General features: G+C 58.6%; 16 protein-coding genes and 2 pseudogenes. 9 read left to right on the top strand and 9 right to left on the bottom strand.

Annotated elements, in window-relative coordinates:
- The first annotated feature begins 18 nt into the window (after positions 1-18).
- Both eutB and FFM81_RS25705 read left to right on the top strand, forming a co-directional pair.
- Positions 19-1,002: a hydroxyectoine utilization dehydratase EutB gene (eutB, locus tag FFM81_RS25710; RefSeq protein WP_138386150.1), complete on the top strand. Its 984-nt coding sequence runs from the start codon at positions 19-21 to the stop codon at positions 1,000-1,002.
- Positions 1,002-1,997 carry a cyclodeaminase gene (locus tag FFM81_RS25705; RefSeq protein ID WP_138386149.1) on the top strand — a complete coding sequence of 332 codons (996 nt, stop codon included), beginning with the start codon at positions 1,002-1,004 and terminating at the stop codon, positions 1,995-1,997. The genes eutB and FFM81_RS25705 overlap by 1 nt, the downstream gene beginning before the upstream one ends.
- 325 nt (positions 1,998-2,322) lie before the next feature.
- On the opposite strand, the gene FFM81_RS25700 is transcribed toward FFM81_RS25705, so the two are convergent.
- Positions 2,323-3,207 carry a LysR substrate-binding domain-containing protein gene (locus FFM81_RS25700; RefSeq protein ID WP_173883845.1) on the bottom strand — a complete coding sequence of 295 codons (885 nt, stop codon included), beginning with the start codon at positions 3,205-3,207 and terminating at the stop codon, positions 2,323-2,325.
- A 380-nt stretch (positions 3,208-3,587) separates the two neighbouring features.
- On the opposite strand from FFM81_RS25700, the gene ltaE reads away from it, so the two are divergent.
- The 4 genes from ltaE (at position 3,588) to FFM81_RS25680 (ending at position 8,126) form a co-directional block, all read left to right on the top strand.
- The gene (ltaE, locus tag FFM81_RS25695; RefSeq protein WP_138386147.1) at positions 3,588-4,622 is read left to right on the top strand and encodes a low-specificity L-threonine aldolase; all 1,035 of its coding nucleotides are present in this window, start codon (positions 3,588-3,590) and stop codon (positions 4,620-4,622) included.
- Positions 4,623-5,074: 452 nt separating this feature from the next.
- Positions 5,075-6,583 (top strand): NAD-dependent succinate-semialdehyde dehydrogenase, encoded by a 1,509-nt coding sequence (locus FFM81_RS25690; RefSeq protein ID WP_173883880.1) that lies wholly within the window; start codon positions 5,075-5,077, stop codon positions 6,581-6,583.
- A gap of 108 nt (positions 6,584-6,691) precedes the next feature.
- Entirely contained in the window at positions 6,692-7,045 is a 354-nt protein-coding gene (locus FFM81_RS25685) for a cupin domain-containing protein (RefSeq protein WP_003567761.1), read from the top strand.
- Between the two features lie 244 nt (positions 7,046-7,289).
- Positions 7,290-8,126, top strand: a complete 837-nt coding sequence (locus tag FFM81_RS25680) for a GNAT family N-acetyltransferase (RefSeq protein ID WP_037091923.1) — start codon at positions 7,290-7,292, stop codon at positions 8,124-8,126.
- On the opposite strand, the pseudogene FFM81_RS25675 reads toward FFM81_RS25680, so the two are convergent.
- The 4 genes and pseudogenes from FFM81_RS25675 to FFM81_RS25660 form a co-directional block, all read right to left on the bottom strand.
- A pseudogene (locus tag FFM81_RS25675) lies at positions 8,116-8,540 on the bottom strand (Lrp/AsnC family transcriptional regulator). The gene FFM81_RS25680 and the pseudogene FFM81_RS25675 overlap by 11 nt on opposite strands.
- A gap of 82 nt (positions 8,541-8,622) precedes the next feature.
- Positions 8,623-9,306, bottom strand: a complete 684-nt coding sequence (locus FFM81_RS25670; RefSeq protein WP_097536543.1) for a GntR family transcriptional regulator — start codon at positions 9,304-9,306, stop codon at positions 8,623-8,625.
- 104 nt (positions 9,307-9,410) lie between these two features.
- Positions 9,411-10,781 (bottom strand): aspartate aminotransferase family protein, encoded by a 1,371-nt coding sequence (locus FFM81_RS25665; protein WP_138386146.1) that lies wholly within the window; start codon positions 10,779-10,781, stop codon positions 9,411-9,413.
- Between the two features lie 8 nt (positions 10,782-10,789).
- Entirely contained in the window at positions 10,790-11,854 is a 1,065-nt protein-coding gene (locus FFM81_RS25660) for a phosphotransferase (RefSeq protein ID WP_246401242.1), read from the bottom strand.
- A gap of 486 nt (positions 11,855-12,340) precedes the next feature.
- Here FFM81_RS25660 and FFM81_RS25655 point away from each other — a divergent pair, with 486 nt between their 5' ends.
- Positions 12,341-13,030, top strand: a complete 690-nt coding sequence (locus tag FFM81_RS25655) for a haloacid dehalogenase type II (RefSeq protein WP_138386144.1) — start codon at positions 12,341-12,343, stop codon at positions 13,028-13,030.
- A gap of 628 nt (positions 13,031-13,658) precedes the next feature.
- Here FFM81_RS25655 and FFM81_RS25650 read toward each other — a convergent pair.
- From FFM81_RS25650 to FFM81_RS25640, 3 genes are all read right to left on the bottom strand, one after another.
- Positions 13,659-15,086, bottom strand: a complete 1,428-nt coding sequence (locus FFM81_RS25650; protein WP_138386143.1) for an aldehyde dehydrogenase family protein — start codon at positions 15,084-15,086, stop codon at positions 13,659-13,661.
- Positions 15,087-15,239: 153 nt separating this feature from the next.
- Positions 15,240-16,217, bottom strand: a complete 978-nt coding sequence (locus FFM81_RS25645; RefSeq protein WP_173883844.1) for a threonine/serine dehydratase family protein — start codon at positions 16,215-16,217, stop codon at positions 15,240-15,242.
- Positions 16,214-17,209, bottom strand: a complete 996-nt coding sequence (locus tag FFM81_RS25640) for an ornithine cyclodeaminase family protein (RefSeq protein ID WP_138386141.1) — start codon at positions 17,207-17,209, stop codon at positions 16,214-16,216. Before FFM81_RS25640 ends, FFM81_RS25645 begins: the two co-directional genes overlap by 4 nt.
- Before the next feature lie 438 nt (positions 17,210-17,647).
- Between FFM81_RS25640 and FFM81_RS25635 the strand changes: the two genes are divergently transcribed.
- Together FFM81_RS25635 and FFM81_RS25630 are read left to right on the top strand one after the other, a co-directional pair.
- Positions 17,648-18,316: a haloacid dehalogenase type II gene (locus FFM81_RS25635; protein WP_138386140.1), complete on the top strand. Its 669-nt coding sequence runs from the start codon at positions 17,648-17,650 to the stop codon at positions 18,314-18,316.
- 41 nt (positions 18,317-18,357) lie between these two features.
- Positions 18,358-18,675: pseudogene (locus FFM81_RS25630) on the top strand (FAD-dependent oxidoreductase); the annotation flags it as partial.
- A 25-nt stretch (positions 18,676-18,700) separates the two neighbouring features.
- On the opposite strand, the gene FFM81_RS25625 reads toward FFM81_RS25630, so the two are convergent.
- On the bottom strand, positions 18,701-20,023 hold the full coding sequence (locus FFM81_RS25625) for an NAD(P)/FAD-dependent oxidoreductase (RefSeq protein WP_138386139.1): 1,323 nt from the start codon (positions 20,021-20,023) through the stop codon (positions 18,701-18,703).

Genomic DNA, 20,023 nt, shown 5'->3' with positions numbered 1-20,023 from the left:
GAGCTAAGGTGAACAGACATGATTAGTCTGGAAACGATCGAGCAGGCGCGCGAGCGCATCAGCAAGCACATCCGCATCACGCCTATCGTCATGTCGGCGGCACTGTCCGAACTGGCCGGGACGCAGGTCAGCCTGAAGCTGGAGCATCGCCAGTTGACCGGAAGCTTCAAGCTTCGTGGAGCAACCAATGCCGTGTTGCAGCTCACCCAATCCGAGCGGGATAGAGGCGTTGTTGCGGCTTCCACCGGCAATCACGGACGCGCTCTGTCCTATGCCGCCGGCGCGATTGGCTCTCGAGCGACCATTTGCATGTCGCACCTCGTGCCGGAAAACAAGGTGTCCGAAATCCGCCGGCTCGGCGCTCGCGTCCGGATCGTCGGGTCATCCCAAGATGAAGCGCAGGTTGAGGTTGATCGTCTCGTCGCGGAGGAGGGCCTCAGCATGATCCCCCCCTTTGATCACTCCTGGATCATCGCCGGCCAGGGCACCGTCGGACTTGAAATCGTCGAGGCGATGCCTGACGTCGCCGCGGTTCTTGTTCCCCTATCCGGAGGCGGTTTGGCAGCAGGTGTCGCGGCGGCGGTCAAGACGGTGCGCCCGGATGCCAAGGTAATCGGTATAACTATGGAAAGGGGAGCGGCGATGAAGGCTAGCATCGACGCGGGGCACCCGGTCCAGGTCGAAGAACATCGAAGTTTCGCCGATTCGCTCGGCGGCGGCATCGGTTTGGCCAATGCCTGGACGTACCCGATGTGCAAAACCCTCCTCGACGACGTGGTGCTCGTCGGCGAGCGCGAGATAGCCACTGGCATACGTCACGCCTATGCGTGTGAGCGTGAGATAATTGAGGGTGCTGGGGCAGTCGGCATTGCTGCGCTGCTCTCAGGTAAACTGGCGCAGGTTGAAGGCCCGATCGTCGCCATTCTTTCAGGCGGTAACATTGACATGGCGTTGCACATGAAGGTGGCCAGCGGCCTTGACACAATTGATGAGGGAGGCTGATGCCAAAAATAAGGATATTGACCGAGTCAGAGCTTCGAACCATCGTTCCGCTCGACATGGATGCGGTGGATTGCGTTGAAAACGCCTTCCGCGCATTGGCCCTGGAAAACGCGGTTCAGATGCCGCCGATTTTGCGCCTCGACGTGCCCCACAGCAGGGGCGAAGTCGATGTGAAGACGGCTTATATTCATGGTTTGAGCAGCTTTGCTATCAAGGTCAGCCCTGGTTTCTTTGATAATCCGAAGATCGGGCTTCCGAGCACTAATGGTCTGATGGTCTTGCTGTCGAGCAAAACCGGCTTGGTGGAAGCTCTCTTGCTTGACAATGGCTACCTCACCGACGTTCGCACAGCGGCCGCTGGCGCTGTCGCGGCAAACCATCTGGCACGGAAGGACGCGTCGATCGCAACGGTCTTCGGAGCGGGCGTTCAGGCCAGGCTGCAACTCGAAGCCCTCATGCTGGTGAGACCTATTCGAGAGATCCGCGTTTGGGCGCGTGATTATCGGCGGGCGCAAGCGCTTGTTGAGCAGCTCGGAGCAAGACAAAATCTTTCCATTTCCGCATTTGAGGATCCGCGAAGCGCGATCGCCGGGTCACAGATCGTCGTCACGACGACACCTGCCGACCGACCGATTGTCGATGCCTCGTGGCTCGAACCCGGACAGCACCTGACCGCCATGGGTTCGGACGCAGAACATAAGAACGAGATCGACCCCATCGCTATCAAAGCGGCAGATGTTTACGTGGCTGACAGCCTCAAGCAAACGCGAAGACTTGGTGAATTGCGCCATGCCATCAACGCAGGTCTCGTCGCAAGTGATGCTGATTTTCCGGAACTAGGTCAGGTCGTTGCGGGCGCCAGACCGGGCCGCAAAAGTGCGTCGGACATCACCATAGCCGATCTCACGGGGACCGGTGTTCAGGATACCGCTATTGCCACGCTGGCATTTGCGCGCGCCGAAGAACGAAGTGCCGGCACGTTCTTTGAAAGTTGATGCTGGTCGGCTCGTTGCCGCCGAGGCCTCAGCAACCCGACCGCCGATTCGGCGGCCATAGGTCTGCATTGGGGCCGTTCACGCTGCAGTGGAGACGGTCCCCCTAGCTCAGAATGTGTGGCGCCTGCGCCTCATACGCCACGCTGCCATTGCCAGGAGTCTACCCGAACGAGCACGTCTGCGCGTCGCCTTGAGAAAGTTTGGCCCCCCAAAAGGAGAGCCGTCATGGGAGAGGCCTTTGACCTCGCCTCTTAACCTACCCGATCCCCCGGAGCCTGACAGCTCTGACGAATCCAGGCGAACCGACCCACCTCCATAGCTGCTCTCATGACGCAGCATAGAAATCTTCTTGGATGGTGGCGAGGAGCCAAGACACGAATTGATCGATTCCAGCCGTCCTTCTCGCCAGCGCGGAACGAATAACGCCGTAATGAGAACCATCAGGGTGAAAGCCGAGTGGTGCGGTCAGGCGGCCTTTGCGGATATCGTCAATGGCAATAATCTTTGGGCACATGGCCACACCAAGACCGCTGGCTGCGGCCTCAACCATCAAGAAGTGATGGTCAAGAAAGCGCGTCGAACGCGGCTTCGGCGCGTCCGGATTGGCGGTGGACCACTTCTGCCATCCATCCGGCCGGGTCTTTGCAGCAAGCGCGACATAACCGCCGGCAGCAAACCGATCCGTCATGGAAGGGTGCATGACGGGACCGACTTCCTCCTCGATCAACCGTTCGATCTGCCAATCCGCATCGATCGCGAAATCCAGCCTGCGGATCGCAAGGGTGATACGGTCGCGCGCGAAATCGAAACCCCCACCACCGACAGAAAGATGAAAGTCGATTTCGGGATGGCGATCCTGAAATTCCGAGAGGCGCGGGATCAACCATCGCATGGCGACGGATCGTTCGCATGAAACGACGATCGGCGGTGACAGGTTGACTTTGCGGATATCCTCCAGGGCCGCTGAAACGAGCGACAAAGCGTCCGTCGTCGCCTGCGCGAGCCGTGAACCCTCTCCCGTCAGCCTTACGCCACGCCCATCAACTTCCAGCAAACGAATGTCGAGGTGTTCGGAAAGTTTCGAAACGCGCCGGCTGACAGCACCGTGCGTCAAATTTAACTCAGCCGCGGCCGCACGCACGGAACCCAGGCGCGCAACGACCTCAAAGGCACGCAGATCATCGAGAGATGGAATGTCCGAACGTTTCATTGGTGACAAACTATCACCGGTGTGTTTGAAATCATATCAATTTCCATCTCGAAGTACGCAGGTCAGTCGAGGCGGGCGCTCTCCCGAAGCGTTAATTCCATCGAAGACTGCAGCCACACGCTGTGAGGGCGATGAGCAGCATATGTGACGTCACAGGGCGGCAGCCGCTCGCAGACGGGCCGCGAGAGATCGAGCCAAAGATCGTTGTTGCAGGTGGTGGTCAAAGGCAGTTGCAGTGCCGATATGACGCCATAACTCGACGCGGCCAGATCGCATGATTGGTGATCTTCTATCACCATAATCCGTCAATTTATATCGATAGTCCGAGCCTATGCTTTCGTTAGTATGGCCGATACAGCCAAACTGATAGGGTCTCGATCATGCAAACTAATGCTATCCGCCTGGACTTCCGCTCCGATACGGTCACCCGCCCAACCGCGCAAATGCGCGCGGCGATGGCGGCCGCAGAGGTGGGCGACGATGTGTTGGGCGATGATTTCACGGTTAAAGCGCTCGAGACGCGCGTTGCCGAGATGTTCGGCAAAGAAGCGGGACTGCTGCTGCCGACCGGTACCATGGCCAATCTGGCCGCGATCATGAGCCACTGCCAGCGCGGAGAGGAATATCTCTGCGGAAATGAAGCCCATACCTATCTGTGGGAAGCTGGAGGCGCCGCCGTGCTCGGCTCGGTTCAGCCGCAGCCTTTGCCGGTCCGGGCTGATGGGACGATCCGCATCGACGACCTTCACGCGGCCGTCAAGGCGGACGATCCGCATTTTGCGATTACACGACTTGTAACGATCGAGAATACGTTCGTGGGGCGGGTACTGCCGCGAGGTCATCTGGACGAGGTCGTCCAGTTTGCACGGGATCGGAAGCTCGCCACTCATCTTGATGGTGCGCGGATATTCAACGCGGCCGTGGCGCTCGGCGTAGATGTCGCTTGTTTGGCTGAGGGTTTTGATAGTGTGTCGGTGTGCCTCTCAAAGGGGCTTGGGACGCCGCTCGGATCAGTGCTGGTCGGGGATGTCAGGTTGATCGGCCGAGCACGCCGGTGGCGCAAGATGCTCGGCGGGGGGATGCGGCAGGCGGGAATAGTTGCAGCGGCGGGACTGCATGCTCTCGACCACCATGTCCAACGTCTGGCCGAGGATCATGCCAACGCCAAGGCTCTCGCCGATGGATTGTCAGAAATCAAAGGACTGACGGTTAAGCCGCCGCAGTCCAACATGGTGTTCGTTGAGCTCGCGCCCGAACTGGCGACCCGGCTATCCGAGGCACTGCGTGATCGTGGGATCGCAGCAAGTTTTTGGCCCGGTGGGCGGATGCGCTGGGTCACCCATCTCGACGTCGATCGCGTCGCCGTTGACGAGGCTATCGCAGCAGTGCGCGAGGTTACCGAAAGTCGGATATGAAGACCCCGGCGGGTCAAACAGGGCAATGTGCGCACTCGTTCCAAGACTGCCCTATCCGACGAAAGAAGCTGGCCACTTCTGAATCTTAAACGATTTGCTGTTTATGGGGACGGGTCCTGAGCAGCGGACCTCGCCGTTGACCACCGACTAGCGTCACGTCGTTTGAGGCAGTTGCATCAAACGGGAGCCGAGAATTGGCTCATCACTGGCGAGCGGGCGTTTCCGAAAGGCCCGCGTGACGCTTATTCACGTCGACCAAGGAAACTCCTTTCGCAGGCGTTCTCCCTTTAGCTATGAGAGAGTGCCGCCGTTTAGAGCTGCTTTTTCTCACCGCAGCTGGACCGCGGTTTCAGAAGATCGAAAATAATATGCGAAACCAATTTGATCTATATTGACACCAATCACCAAACCAATTGTATATTGATCGCACGATGATCCCGATTGGTAGCGAAATGGTGCTGAACGTGAAAACAACTCCGACACTTGAAACAAGCCATGCCGCCCCTTCGCAGGTGGCTGCAGTGGCATGCAACGCTCCGACCCAACTCTTTATTGGCGGCGAATGGGTTTCGTCAAAGAGTGGCCGAACCTTTGATGTGATCGATCCTTCGGCGGCAGACGCAATTGCCACGGTTTGTGACGGCGACATTCAGGATGCAATGGCCGCCGTCGATGCGGCGGAAAAAGCAGCTGCGTCCTGGAAAGCAACTCCGCCGCGCCAGCGCGCAGACGTTCTGATGAGGTGTTTTCACCTTCTTCTTGAACAAGCTGAGTGGCTGGCGCAGCTGATCACGGTGGAAAACGGCAAGGCGCTTCCCGACGCGAGATCGGAAGTCGCCTACGCGGCCGAGTTTTTCCGTTGGTATGCCGAGGAGGCTGTGAGGGCTCCCGGTGAATTTGGATCATCACCTTCCGGCGCAAACCAGATCATCGTCAGCCATGAGCCGATTGGTATCGCCGTATTGGTAACGCCTTGGAATTTCCCGGCAGCGATGGCGACTCGAAAAATCGCCCCGGCATTGGCAGCAGGCTGCACTTGCATCCTGAAGCCGGCAGCCGAGACGCCTCTGACGGCGCTCGCCATTGGAGAACTGATGCGGCAGGCAGGTGTTCCTGCCGGAGTGGTCAACATCGTTCCCACGAAAAAAGCCGGTCCTGTGGTCAGTGCAATGCTGCATGACAAGCGGGTGCGGAAGCTGTCGTTCACCGGCTCGACCGGCGTTGGGAGAATACTGTTGCGCGAGGCCGCGGACCAGGTCGTTAGCTGTTCAATGGAATTGGGCGGCAACGCGCCTTTCATCGTATTCGACGATGCCGACCTCGAAACGGCGGTCGCAGGCGCAATGGTCGCAAAGATGCGCAACGGCGGTGAGGCTTGTACGGCCGCAAACCGCTTCTACGTTCAAAGAGGAATTTCTGCTGACTTCATTCGGCGCTTCGCGGAGGAGATGGCAGCGCTCAACGTCGGGCCAGGACTGGCACCGGAGACGCAGCTTGGCCCACTGATCACCGATGCTGCGGTGACCAAGGTGGAGCGCCTGGTGGACGACGCGATCGCCAAGGGAGCCCAGCTGGTGACAGGCGGAAGCAGGTTGAGCGGCGAGGGATTCTATTATTTGCCAACAGTTCTCGCCAATGTCTCTCCGGACGCCGAGATACTTCGCGAAGAAATCTTCGGTCCGGTTGCGCCAGTGATCGTGTTTGACACCGAGGACGAGGTCGTCGATCTGGCCAACGACACCGAATACGGGCTTGTATCCTATATCTTCAGCCGAGACCTCAAGCGTGTGCTTGCGGTCGCCGGCAGGCTGGAAAGCGGCATGGTCGGGATTAACCGCGGTGTCGTTTCCGACGCTGCGGCGCCGTTCGGCGGCATGAAGCAGAGTGGCCTCGGGCGCGAAGGCAGTCATCACGGCATGCTCGAATACCTCGAAACGAAGTACATCGCTGTCACCTGGTAGGTCGTCGCGAGCAAGGCCGCTTGCCAATAGCAATCATGTGCCGACGTCAGGCAGGCTCCAACCACGGAACAATGCCGCGGGTGACTGCAGCAAGAATAGGAGAGATAAATGTCCCTACTGAAAACCATCGATCCGAATCCATCCTTCGAGCCGAAACATAGAACTGCCGAGCCGGAGCGCCTGATTGCGGGCAGCCCCGCCTTCAAGACGTGGCTGCAGGACACCGCCAAGGACGGCAAGGTCAATACCGGTGTTTTCGAGGCGACGCCCGGTGAAACGCACTCCATCAAGGGCGAAACATTTGAATTCTGCCATCTTGTAGATGGCGTGATCGAACTGACGGAAAAGGGCAAGGATCCGGTCATCTATCGCGCGGGCGACAGCTTCGTGATGAAGCCGGGCTACGTCGGGGTCTGGAAGACAATCGAGACCGTGCGGAAGATTTTCGTCACCGTCACCTGATCATTCGAGCAAACGATGCCGTTTTAACGTGCATCTTCGCATTTGCAGGCGGGACAGGGCGAGGCGGCAGGCAAGCCGTTTCGGCCGGCGAGACTTGAAATCGATGGGCGGTTTATCCGTCGCTCTTTACTAGGCGTGTGTATACGTGTCTCCGGTACGGCCAGGAGACTCGATTCTCCGTCACGGCTTCATAGACCTTCGCCGTTATCACTGATGAGCAGGAGACTCACGAATGGATGAACTCATGCAAACGGAATCGATCGTTCTTGCGCCTTTCGAGGCTCATCATGTGGGCGGAGCCCTCGCGCTGTCGCGTGCAGCGGGTTGGGCGCACAGGAGGGAAGACTGGGAAATGATACGGTCTCTGAGCGAAGGACGCGTTGCGCTCGCCGGCGACCGGGTTGTGGGTACCGCCCTCATGACTCCCTTCGGCGACACTTGCTCTGCCATTAACATGATTATTGTCGATGAAAGCCAACGTGGACGGGGGGTGGGAAGAAAATTGACCACCGCCGCGTTGGAACTCGCTGGTGAGCGTGAATGCCGATTGACGGCGACGAATGACGGCTTGCCTCTATATGAAAAACTCGGCTTCGTCGCGACGCACCAAATCCTCCGTCATCAAGGCATTGCCGGTCAGGTCGGTGCTCCTGACAATGTTGAGTGGATCGGGCCTGACGCGCTGCCGGCAATCAAAGCGCTCGATCGTACGGCATTCGGGGCCGACCGTGACGCGATATACAACGCCCTGGCGAATGAGGGGCGTTTTGCCGCCATCCGGAAAGGTGATCATATCGTCGCATTTGCGGCGACGCGGTTGTTCGGAAAGGGTGAAGTCGTCGGGCCCGTCGTTGCTGAAAACTCGGAACAGGCGAGGGACCTGCTTGCCTTCATCCTATCGGGCAAGGAAGGTCGCATTGTAAGAGTCGATATCCCTGAACAGACCGGCCTTTCGTCACCGCTCGCGGACTGGGGACTGCCTAAGGAGGGCAGCGTCGTTGCGATGGTTCGCGGCGCGGCGGGTCGATGTGAAACACCGGCCGTTCAAACTTTCTGCCTTGCGAGCCAAGCTATTGGCTGACGTGAAAATCCGAAGTGCGACGCGGCGACATTGCAAGCGGCAAATGCACTTTGATCAGGGGCGATTTCGAGACGACGAAGGTGAAGTACTTGTCAATGCGGATCTCCAAATCGAGGAGCTGCTCCATGATCGCCTGGCACTCGTCGATTCCGGTGGTGACAAATTTTACGAGGTAATCGTAGCCTCCCGAAACCAAATGGCATTCGATAAGCTGATCGATCCTTCTCGATCGCGCTGATAAATCTCGCGAAGTCAAGTTGACGGTGATTCTTCAGCTTGATTTCGGTGAACACCGTCAGCGTCAGTTTTGCGATATTGATCTGCGCAAAACTGGATATAGCCCTTCCCCTCCAGCTTTCTTACGCGCAACAAACAGCGACTTGGCGAGAGGTTGACCATTTCCGCACGGCACATCTTTTGGCGGCGCGGCAGATGCCGCGAGTCGATCGGATCGAGGTGGTCTTTTCCGAAGCGTCACATCCCCGGGGAGCGCTGGTCAGCGTTGATCGAGCAGTTTGATCTGGAGATCTTCCCAATGCTCCTGGAATGCATCCCGCGCCGTATCGTAGTGACGGCTCCTCAAGCTGTTGATGAGCCGCTCGTGTTCTTCCGCCATTTCTTCAGCGGTGGAGTAGAAATCCTGCCGCTGTGCGAGAAGAAGCTCGATCTCGCCCTCAAGGTCCGAATAGGTCCGCTTGAGCCGAGCGCTACCGCTGGAGGCGATGATGGCGCGGTGGAAGTCGCGGTCCGCAGCAACCAACAGGGATCTGTCGGAGGACAGAGTCGACCTGTGCATAACATCGATCGCCTCCAGCGCCTGCGATGGGATAACGCCGGTCAGCACGATCAGACGAATGGCCTCGCCCTCGATGGCGCCGCGCACGCGCGTGATATCGACAATATCGTCTGGCCCGAATTCTGGCACCACAAAGCCCCGGTTCGGTATCTGACGTAACAGTCCTTGCGTGACGAGCACCTGGGCTGCTGTACGGAATGTGTGCCGCGAGGTCGAATGCTCTTCGCACATCTTCACGTCGCGTAGGAACTCGCCCGGTCGGAAGTCCCCCGACAAGATGCGCCGTCGCAAGGCGTGCACCAGGATTTCCACCGCGCTAGCGGGCAAGGGCTCGACGTTCATCTCTGGATCTTCGGCTTGGTTCTTGGCGGGCAGCGGCGGCATGGCTTTGGCTTTGCTCGTTGTTTATGTCGTATACCTACGCCACATGCGGCGGCGCTGGGCAAGGGAGATGATATTGTACCTTCCTCGCCGCATGCTGGCGGGTCCTAGATCTCCACGGACCGAAGCGCCTCATCGACGCCCTCGAGCAGACGCGCCGCGTTGGCCGATGTGAAGATGAGCGGGGGCCTGATCTTCAGGATATGTGCGTCCGCTCCCGTCGCGGAAATGAGGATGCGCCGGTCGCGCAGGGCATTGACCGCCGCAAGCGCACGGTCCATGTCCGGCGTTTTCCGGTCTCTGTCCGTAACGAGTTCGACGGCGAAATAGAGGCCGGCCCCGCGGACATCGCCGACAAATTCGTATTTTTTCTGCAGGTTCCGGAGGCCGTCGAGGATTTCGCCGCCGACCTTGGCGGCATTGTCCAACAGGCCCTCCTCGAGGATCGTATCGAGCACGGCTCTTGCTGCGGCGATAGCGACGGAGTTGCCGCCAAACGTATTGAAGTAGCGCATGCTGGATCCGAATTCGGCAACGAGTTCGGGCCGCAGCACCACGCCGGCAACGGGATAGCCGTTGCCCATAGGTTTGCCCATTGTGACGATGTCCGGATTGACCTTGTGACGGCTGTGGCCCCAAAGATGGGTGCCGGTCCGCCCGAATCCGGATTGCACCTCGTCGGCAATGAACAGGCCGCCCGCCTTGCGCACCACTTCCGCCACCGGCGCCAATATGTCCGTCGGATCGACATAGAGACCATCGGAGGAGAAGACGGAGTCGGCGATGAATGCCGCTAGGCCGCCGCCATGCTGCTCAATGTCAGCGATCTGCCGCGCGACATCCTCCGCCATCCGCCGGCCGATTTCCTCGACGGGCAGTCGATAGGAATCCGGCGCGGCGACAGTGCGAAGATAGGGATCCAGAGCCGACTTTTTGCCGAGCGACGGCGAGATTGCCGCCACCGCGCCGCTGTTGCCGTGATAGGCTTCCGCCGTGACGATGACGCCTGTCTTGCGTGTGTGGTAACGCGCGATCCGCAAGGCGAGATCGTTGGCTTCCGAGCCCGTGCATGTGAACATCGCGCATCCGGTTCGGCCGAGTTCGCCACCGAACGTATTGATCAGGGCTTCGGCATAGTCCAGCAGCGGCTCCTGCATGTAACGCGTGTGGGTACAGAGTACCTCGAGTTGCTTCTGGATCGCCTCAACGACCCGCGGATGAGAGTGCCCCAGCGACACCACGTTGTTGTAGGCATCGAGATATTCGTTGCCGTGCTTGTCATAGAGGAAGACGCCCTTCGCACGGGAGATCTCAACCGGGGACTTGTAGAAGAGCCGATAAGCAGGCCCGAGCAGCCTTTGCCGCCTGGCGACATGCTCGAGATCTTCACTTGTAAGATGAGACGTGTCCTGAGGGTTGAAGCCATTTGGCATGTCGCCACGGAAGCCCTTGGGCAGGGTAGTCGCTTGTTTGGACATTGCGGTTCCTATCGTGTCAGAAGATCGGAAATCTGTGCGGTCGAAATCGAGTGAAACCACTCGAGGTGGGCCCAGCCGGCTTCGGTGTTGCGTAGGATATAGCGGCTATTCTCGGGGAAGATCTCTGCGCGCCAGCATGTCAGCAGCGCACGAACCGCAAGCCGGCCCATCGACAGAAAGGGAATGAGCTGGAGCTCCTCATCCGTCAGTTCGGCATGGCGGAGATAACCGCGCAGAACGTCGCGCGCTTCGTCGAACAGGTCACGCCGGTTCCCTTGGTCGAATGTTTTTGGCATCTGGTTCATCAACGCCGTGGAGACATCGACGGCGATTGCGGTACGGACCGCATCGCCGAAGTCGATGACGCCGGTCAGAAACTGCGGACTAGAGTGATCGACGACCAGGTTCGACGTATTGAAGTCGTTGTGGAGCACTTGCCGCCGGCACAGATCGAGCTTCGGCTTGATTTCGGCAAACCGCTCGAGCGCACGGACGGTCCAGGCCCGCTTGTCGCCCTCAGGGATGAAGCTCAATAGATCGGTGAGGTCGAGCAGATGGGTGACGTCCCATGCCACCGTCCGGCCGTCTGCGGGGTGCGAGAAATCGGCCATGGAACGACGCATCTTTGCCAGGATTTCTCCGATCCGTTCACGCTGCGGGGCTGTGCAAGATGTTCGGTCGAGCGGGGTGCCGGCAAGGAAGGTTATAAGGCGGACGACTCGCCGTTCGCCGCCGCTCGTAGTGACGATTGGCAAATCCGCCCCGTCGACATCGCCAAATGTGCGGGGGATTGGTAGATCAGGGGCTCGCTTCTCCAAATGGCGCATCAGCGACACCTGGAAATCGAGTTCCTCGATCCGCTCAGAAGGATGAGCGATCTTCAATACAAATTTCCCCTGGGCGGCGCAGTCGAGGAGGAACGTATCGTCCTTTTCTGTTTCAAAGCGCGTTGCCGAGCCGCGCGTGCCATATACCCGCTCGGCGATTCGTTCGGCTTCCGCAGCGCCCACGGAATGGCACGCCTCGGAAAGCTCAGGGACGCGGGCTGGCCCGTACTGATGCTTGTGACCCATAACTCATTTATATCCTGAAGTTCGATGACCTCAGTATCTCATACTTCAATTTTTGTACAACAATTTATTTCAGTGATGGAATCTGGTCAGCCATAGCTTTTTGATGATTGCAGGGCAAAAATGCGCGAAAGCTAACAAAATCAATAACATGGTTGGCTGGCAGTGACGGCTTGGAGTAGCGACGTATACACGTCGACTGAGCGCTCGAGGATGGAAATCCAAAAAATTGTTGGACAATCAGTTGATATCGCCTCAAAGGTATGCCAGTGTGCTCCCACTGGTCGAAATGCAGCGAACAAGTCGGATTGATCCGCTTTGGTGGATTGGCCCGGTATCTAAAAAGGCAAGAAATGACCAGATTCGCAAAGGTACCTGCCGCGTCCGCATTGGGTCCGTCGGGACCGCGACCTCTTAGACAGGCGGCATGCCCGCCAAAACGACCTGGACAGGCACACCGTGCCATGAAAATTGGAAGGAATACACGCGATGACTCAATTTCGGCCGAAGTACGTGACCTTCGATTGCTACGGCACCCTCACCAATTTCGACATGGCCGGCGCAGCGCGGCGCGTCTACAGCGAGCGCCTCTCCCCTGAAGCGATGGCAGCCTTCGTTGAGGCTTTCAGGGGCTATCGGCTTGACGAGGTGCTAGGCCCATGGAAACCGTTCGTCGAAGTGGTACACAATTCAATCGAACGCAGCTGCAAACGTATCGGTATCCCGTTCAAACCCGAAGACGCGCAACGCATCTATGACGAGGTGCCAACCTGGGGTCCGCACCCGGACGTCCCGGCTGGCCTGTCCAAAGTGGCCAAGGAAATTCCGCTGGTCATCCTGTCGAACTCCATGAACAGCCTGATTATGTCGAACGTGGAAAAGTTGGGCGCACCCGTCCATATGGTAATCACGGCAGAAGAAGTCGGGGCATACAAACCTCTGATGAAGGGCTTCGAATACATGCTCGACAAGCTCGGCTGCGGACCGGAAGACATTACTCACGTGTCCTCATCCTTCCGCTACGACCTGATGACCGCCTATGACCTGGGCATCAAGAGCAAGGTCTGGGTCAACCGCGGCCATGAGCCCGCCAATCCTTATTACGAATACACCGAGATCAAGGACATCGGTGGACTAGCTGCCGCCGTTGGCCTGGAACCAGCCCTCAAGCGCGCCTGAAAAGCCAAGGCTCAGGCGCTGTGACGACAAGGAGATCGGGGCCGTCCGTTGGCCCCTTCTCTTTCGCCTGAAGTGAGCAAGCATCGCCTTTCGGGGGATCCCATCCGTACGCGTGATCTGCTGGCGTTAGAGGACGGTGCGATCCGAGCTTGACGCAACGGCACGTCGGACTTAGCACGCGTTTGTTGCGCGGTCGCTGTCGATGCCCGCTTTCGAGTACCGGTACTGTTCCTCAACAACCGTTTTAGGCCCGCACAGCGGTCGTCCGCGAAGCGTGGGGGAGTGACTGACCGGCTCGATCTTTACGGTTGGATTGGTCAAACAGCCGATCCCATTCACCCGACCTTATGATGCTCCTATCGATGCAGCGGACAGCCTTCCGGGTTTGATCGGCGAGTTCGAAATCCAGGGTCGGCTGGTCTTTTTCTGAATAAGTGAAAACGTGAAACTGATCTTCGACCCTGCTCGGCCTGTGCTGACGCGGGGATGTCATTCACAGGCGACGGCATCTTCAGAGCGGTCGATCCCACGCGATCATCCGTGATCGCGCGTAGCTGGATCTCCCGTTTGACTGTATTCGCAGCCCCTTGCGCAGGCATCCGAAACGGCTACACCGCACAGTGACCATTCACTCGTTCGCGAAGCCGGCTATGCCCTTGATCTCGGTAAACTCGTGCAGTCCGAACTTTCCGTATTCCCGACCGTTGCCGGATTGCTTGTAGCCGCCGAAAGGGGCGGCGCTATCCCAGGCGGAGCTGTTGAGGCGAACGCTGCCGGCGCGCAGCCTGCCTGCGAGCGCTCGCGCCTCCTCTGGATCGCCCTGAATGTAGGCCGCTAGACCGTAAGGCGTATCGTTCGCGATTGCGATCGCTTCCTCCTCACCTTCATAGCCGATGATCGACAGCACCGGGCCGAAGATTTCCTCCCGCGCGATTGTCATCTGGTTGGTCACGCGGGCAAACACCGTCGGGCGCACGTAATAGCCGGAATTGAGATGCGAAGGGCGACCAGGGCCGCCGGCGACCAGCTCCGCTCCTTCTGCGATGCCGCGTTCGATCAACGCTTGGATCTTGTCGAACTGGGCGCCGCTTGCGACCGGCCCGAGGTCGGTGCGAGGGTCAGATGGGGGGCCGACAACCAGCGCAGCAGCCTCTCTCGCAGCGATCGAGCTTGCTTCCTCCATTCGCTCCGCAGGCACCAACATTCGGGTGGGCGCAGTGCAGGTTTGGCCGGAATTGCCGAAGCACCGGCGTACGCCGGCGGCGACCGCGCCTGAGAAGTCGGCGCTGCGCAGGATGATGTTCGGCGACTTGCCGCCGAGCTCCTGATGCACTCGCTTGACGGTCGGTGCCGCCGCCTGCGCAACGGCAATGCCAGCGCGCGTCGACCCGGTGAAGGATACCATATCCACATCCGGGTGGCTGGCCAGGGCCGTTCCGACCGTAGGCCCATCGCCATGAACGAGGTTGAAGACGCCTTTCGGCACGCCGGCTTCATCCATGATCTCGGTAAAGATCACCGCGTTGAAGGGAGCGATCTCCGATGGCTTCAGGACCATGGTGCATCCCGTGGCGAGCGCCGGAGCGACCTTGCAGGCGATCTGGTTGATCGGCCAGTTCCACGGCGTGATCATCGCGACGACCCCGATCGGCTCGCGTGTGATGCAGGTGGTCCCCTGCATGTAGTCGGAGGCAAAGGTCTCGAGGGCTTTGATCGTCTGTTCGAAATGGAGAGCTCCGATGGCGGCCTGCTCGGCCCGGGCCATGCCGAGCGGCGCGCCCATTTCCCGTGAGATCATGGCGCCGACCTCGTCATTGCGGCGCTTTAGAATCGTTACAATTCGCCTCAGCAGTTCGACGCGCTCTTCCTTGGATGTCTGCGAGAAGGAGGCAAAGGCTCGCCGCGCGGCCGCGACCGCCTTTTCCGCGTCGGCGGCACTGCCGAGTGCGATCGTGCCCATCGGCTCTTCGGTCGAGGGATCGATGACCTCATGTGTTTTCGACACGGACGGCGAGACCCATTCACCGTCGATATAGAAGCGGTGGCTATGTTTCACTGGTGGCTCCCTTGAATGGCTTGATCTATCCTCCCTCACGAATGAAATCCCGATCCGTCCCGCGGTCGGACTGTTTGCATTTGTGAAAGAGGATTTGAGATCACAGACGTCGAACGGCGATCGGGGTCGCGTACTGACTGAAGCTGAGACCGATCACGGGGCCAAATTGTAAATCTCGGCAAGGTCGCTTAGATCCCAATTCCCGCCGGACAGGACCGCACAGACTTTCTCATCTGGCTTGAGGTCTATGCTGCCGGCCAGCAGTGCTCCAACGCCAATCGCGGCGGCTGGTTCAGCGATTAATTTCGCGTCCTTGGCAAGCGCGCGCATTCCCGCGATGATGTGCTCGTCTTCAACAAGAACAATCTCGTCCACATATTTTTCGATAATCGGGTAAGGATTTCGACCCGGAACACTTAATCTCAAACCATCCGCGATGGTGTTCTTTAACGGAAGCGATGTGCGCTCCTTGTTTTTCCGGCTGTAGAAATATTTCGGGGTCAAGGCAGGCTCTGCCCCGATAACGCGCACCGATGGCTTGGTTTCTTTGATCGCAGTGGCGATGCCCGAGATCAGACCTCCACCGCCCAGGGGCACGATAATTGTGTCCACATCTTCCAAGTCTTCGAGGATCTCACACCCGATCGTTCCCTGACCAGCCATTACGACCGGGTCCTCGAAGCCGTGAATGACTGCATAATCATTTCCTTCAGCGATCTCGTAGACTTTTCTCCATCTAGCAGCATTATCACCATCAAAAAGAATGACTTCCGCGCCAAGGGCCTCTGTATTGGCGATCTTGATTTTGGGTGTGGTGACCGGCAGCACCAACATCACTTTTACGCCGAGCATCCTCGCTGCGTAGGCAAGCGCCTGGGCGTGGTTCCCCGACGAGGTCGCAATGATCCCATTTGCGATCTCTTCTCGGGGGAGCGAGAGAGCCTTGTTCAGGGCGCCGCGGATCTTGAATGCGCCGGTAATCTGGAGTGTTTCCGGTTTGAGGTAGAGCTGACAACCAACCGCTTTCTCGATCTTGTCTGCACGCAACAGCGGCGTGTGTCTGACATGCGGCTTTAGCCGCTGCTGAGCTTCGCGGATGTCCTGAATGGTGGGATAGTTGCGCATGGTCATTCCTCAAAAAACGGGAAGAAAGTGCCGACATTGTTCGCTATGGCGTTGCGATAAATTTTGGTGGCGGTCGTATTGTCTTGAATGGCCATCCCAGTGGAGTCGAAAATGGTGATTTCGTCATCACTTTCGCGTCCCGGCTTCCTCCCCAACAATACCTCGCCGATTTCGCCGTGGATGTCGTCCTTGGCAATGATGTCTTTATTCAGCGGGTGCCAGCTCTCGCCCTTTTGCGTGCATTGTGAAAGCGAGTCGACGATGATTTTGGCGTTTCGGAAAAGCTCCGGATCGAGCTCCTGTTTGCCCCGCTGATCCGTGCCGATCGCAACGATGTGCGTACCGGGTTTTACCCATTCCGCTTCCACAAGCGACCCTTTCCCTCGGGTCGTTGTGATCAAGATGTCGGCCGGCTCGACCGCCTCCTTCTTCGTGCTTGCGACCGTAACGGGAATGCCGAATTCGCGCTCGATATCCGCCTTATATTTGAAACTTGTTTCGTAGGTGCTGTCCCAGGCGTGGATCTCTTCGATCTTCATGATCTCGTTGATCGCCCGGATTTGCATTCTTGCCTGATGGCCCGTGCCGATCGACGCGATCGTCCTGGCGTTCTTTCTCGCCAGTGCTTTGACGGAAACAGCTCCCGCCGCCCCGGTTCTAAGGCCGGTGATCAAGCTGCCATCCATGATACAAATCAGCGCACAGCTCCTGGCATCAAACAGGAGAATGGTGCCCATGCTGTTCGGCACGCCGTGTTCTACCGGGTTGTTGGCGAAACCTCCCGAATGCGCCTTCATCGAGATGATTTCCGCTACTTTATGATAGCCAAGTTTGAAGTCGATCTCGCCACGCAGCGAGGGCAGATGAATCCCGATATAATCGGGCTGCTCCACCTGATCGCTGCTGAAGGCCTTGTAAGCCTCTTCGACCGCGCCGATGACTTCCGTCATACCGATAAGCCGCCCTACGTCATGCTTATTGAGCAGCAGCGTTTTCATGCGTGACCTCTCTCATTTTGCGTCGGCGCATTGCGACCTGACCTGCATTGATCATATCAGGCCAGCTGTGCGTCTATTGGCGGTATTCGCGGGATCCCAGGCAGATTGTTTTATATCGCAGGGCGATTTTGGCAGAGAGTACCGCCCCCCGGTGGAAGTTGGGCGGCGTGCTGGAACTATCCCGCCACTTCCAATGCTAACATCGACGAATGATTGGGGCTTCCGTTTCCGGCATAACGAGTTGATCGGGCAGCATCTGTCTGCCGCGGCCCGCATCTCGTTCGCGGATCACTATTACCCAGCACTCACAAGGGCAAAGGATGTTTCCCTTCAGCATTTTGTGCTGATGTTCCGCCATCGCCGGGCAATACAGATGCGAGCGTCGAGCTATGATTGGTCATAACTTGAACAACTCCCCGTAAAGGAAGGACGAGGCGCATGACCATTTTCCGCCCGAAATACATCACCTTCGACTGCCATGGCACGCTTATCAACTTCCAGATGGCGGAGGCCGCACGCGATCTTTACGGCGACCAAATGAGCGAGCAGAAAATGCTGCAGTTCATCGCGGATTTTTCTGCGTACCGCCTTGATGAAGTCATGGCCGACTGGAAGCCTTACGCGGAAGTGGTTCATAACGCACTGGCAAGGACCTGCAAACGCAACGGTATCGACTTCAAGGACGAAGACGCGCAGATGGTTTACGAACGCGTTCCCACTTGGGGGCCGCATCCAGACGTTCCGGCGGGTCTTGCCAAGGTGGCTAAGGAAATTCCACTGGTCATTCTGTCAAATGCGATGAACTCGCAGATCATGTCCAACGTCGAGAAGCTCGGCGCGCCCTTCCACGCCGTCTACACCGCCGAACAGGCCGGCGCCTACAAGCCGCACTTCCGGGCGTTCGAATATATGCTCGATATGCTTGGTTGCGGCCCGGAGGATATACTCCATTGCTCCTCCTCGTTCCGTTACGATCTGATGTCCGCACATGACCTCGGGATCAAGAACAAGGTTTGGGTCAATCGCGGTCACGAGCCCGCCAATCCCTATTACGGATACACCGAAATTTCAGGCATCTCGGGATTGCCCGGGGTCGTCGGGCTTTAAGGTGCGCAGATATATCTAAAAATCCCGATCCCGCCGGACCAAAGGCAAGCCTAGCAGAGAACCTCCCGCAACTCGCCAGTTCGAGATTGACAATTGCTGGGGAGGGCTCGTCGACATAACCAAGGACCGCCTCCCGGCGCAGGCTATCACGACGGCTTCTGGTAGGCCATGGGTTGCTCCGGCCAGGGGGCCTAGCTTTCGACCCACCTCGGAATGCTGATCGCCGACGCGATCTTCGGCCGACAGGACCGCAATCCGATAAAGGGGCTCGACTGGCCGGCCGTCCCGGGGCACTTTGGAACCCCTGGTTCCTGCCGCTGGTCGGCATGTACTACAAGGTGCTGGACAGCCTCGGTTAGGAACGACACTGGCCCTTTGCCTTGATCACAGCCCGCCGACCTCGACTCTGGAGCCGTCAAAGAAGCGCGACAGCCGGAACGGCGTGGGATCGACGCAAGGCCTATCGTTCGCAACCAGGTCAGCTGCCAGGCGGCCGATGCCCGGGCCAATGCCGAATCCATGGCCGGAACCGCCCGCGGCCAAGTAAAGGCCTTGCACATGATCGGACGCCGAGATGACTGGTACCGCGTCCGGTGTGCAATCCACATACGCGCCCCAGCTGTCGGTGATCTCAATGCCCCTTAGCGCCGGGAACTGTTCAGTGACGCCCTTCAGAATGGCCGCGATCGTCCGGCGGCTCGGTCTTGGATCGAGAACTCGGATCCGCTCGAAAGGCGAAAGCGTATCCTTGGTCCAGCTCGCCAACGCTTCCGGTCCGTGGAACATGGATCTGCCCACGCCGATCTGGACCGCTTTCAATCGCTTCAGAAACATCGGCATGAACCAGCGCGCATAACGCAGGCCTTGCGGCGTAATTTCGAGCGTGGCCCTGCCGCTGACAGCAAGCGTGTAGCTGCCATCCAACCTGCGGGTCAACGAGCACTCTGGAGTGTAGATCGCCTCGCCGAGATTCGTTGTGGGTCGCGTACGAATTGCGGTCTGGCGCACGCTTGCCTGCGGAAATTGAACGCCGTACTGGCGGCAGAACAAGGATGTCCACGCACCGCCGGCGTTCAGAACGGCATGCGACCGGATAAGCCCCTTTTCCGTGATCACCCCAGCAACCGCGCCATTGACGATATCGAGACCGCGGGCGGCGCATTCCTGGTGGATCGTGGCACCAAATTTGCGCGCGCCGTTCGCGATCGTCGGCGCGGCAATTGCCGGCTCGCCTTTGCCGTCATCGACCGAGTGGACGCCGCCGAGCCAACGACGACCTTGCGCGGGAATTCTGTCATGTGTCTCCCGGGCAGTTAGCATCTTGGTATTGACGTTGAATTGCCGGGCAAGATCAAGCCATTGTTCCCATTCCGCCAGCTGCTTGGGGTTGTCTGTCGCATAGAACAGACCGCATTGGCGGAAGCCGACGTCCTCGTCGATTTTGGCGGCAAACTGGTCCCACGCCTGCATGGAAACCCCTGATAGCGGCAGTTCGCGCTCATCGCGGTTCTGCCGGCGGCACCAGCCCCAGTTTCGGCTGGACTGCTCACCGCCAACATAGCCCTTCTCGAGCAATGCAACGGATAGCCCCCGCTCTGCGAGAAAAAATGCCGCCGACGCGCCAATAATGCCGCCGCCGATGACGACAACGTCGGCCTCCGCGGGAAGCTCTTGATCGCTCTGTATGCGTTTGACGAGTGGTGACAT

The organism is Rhizobium hidalgonense (assembly GCF_005862185.2).
Classification (GTDB): domain Bacteria; phylum Pseudomonadota; class Alphaproteobacteria; order Rhizobiales; family Rhizobiaceae; genus Rhizobium; species Rhizobium hidalgonense.
The sequence above is the reverse complement of the archived record's forward strand: the minus strand, read 5'-3'. Positions and strand labels throughout refer to the sequence as shown.

Bases quoted from the DNA above. Each gene is read 5' to 3' on its own strand.
- eutB (WP_138386150.1), top strand. From the start codon at position 19: ATGATTAGTCTGGAAACGATCGAGCAGGCGCGCGAGCGCATCAGCAAG.
- FFM81_RS25705 (WP_138386149.1), top strand. From the start codon at position 1,002: ATGCCAAAAATAAGGATATTGACCGAGTCAGAGCTTCGAACCATCGTT.
- FFM81_RS25700 (WP_173883845.1), bottom strand. From the start codon at position 3,207: ATGAAACGTTCGGACATTCCATCTCTCGATGATCTGCGTGCCTTTGAG.
- ltaE (WP_138386147.1), top strand. From the start codon at position 3,588: ATGCAAACTAATGCTATCCGCCTGGACTTCCGCTCCGATACGGTCACC.
- FFM81_RS25690 (WP_173883880.1), top strand. From the start codon at position 5,075: ATGGTGCTGAACGTGAAAACAACTCCGACACTTGAAACAAGCCATGCC.
- FFM81_RS25685 (WP_003567761.1), top strand. From the start codon at position 6,692: ATGTCCCTACTGAAAACCATCGATCCGAATCCATCCTTCGAGCCGAAA.
- FFM81_RS25680 (WP_037091923.1), top strand. From the start codon at position 7,290: ATGCAAACGGAATCGATCGTTCTTGCGCCTTTCGAGGCTCATCATGTG.
- FFM81_RS25670 (WP_097536543.1), bottom strand. From the start codon at position 9,306: ATGCCGCCGCTGCCCGCCAAGAACCAAGCCGAAGATCCAGAGATGAAC.
- FFM81_RS25665 (WP_138386146.1), bottom strand. From the start codon at position 10,781: ATGTCCAAACAAGCGACTACCCTGCCCAAGGGCTTCCGTGGCGACATG.
- FFM81_RS25660 (WP_246401242.1), bottom strand. From the start codon at position 11,854: ATGGGTCACAAGCATCAGTACGGGCCAGCCCGCGTCCCTGAGCTTTCC.
- FFM81_RS25655 (WP_138386144.1), top strand. From the start codon at position 12,341: ATGACTCAATTTCGGCCGAAGTACGTGACCTTCGATTGCTACGGCACC.
- FFM81_RS25645 (WP_173883844.1), bottom strand. From the start codon at position 16,217: ATGACCATGCGCAACTATCCCACCATTCAGGACATCCGCGAAGCTCAG.
- FFM81_RS25640 (WP_138386141.1), bottom strand. From the start codon at position 17,209: ATGAAAACGCTGCTGCTCAATAAGCATGACGTAGGGCGGCTTATCGGT.
- FFM81_RS25635 (WP_138386140.1), top strand. From the start codon at position 17,648: ATGACCATTTTCCGCCCGAAATACATCACCTTCGACTGCCATGGCACG.
- FFM81_RS25625 (WP_138386139.1), bottom strand. From the start codon at position 20,023: ATGTCACCACTCGTCAAACGCATACAGAGCGATCAAGAGCTTCCCGCG.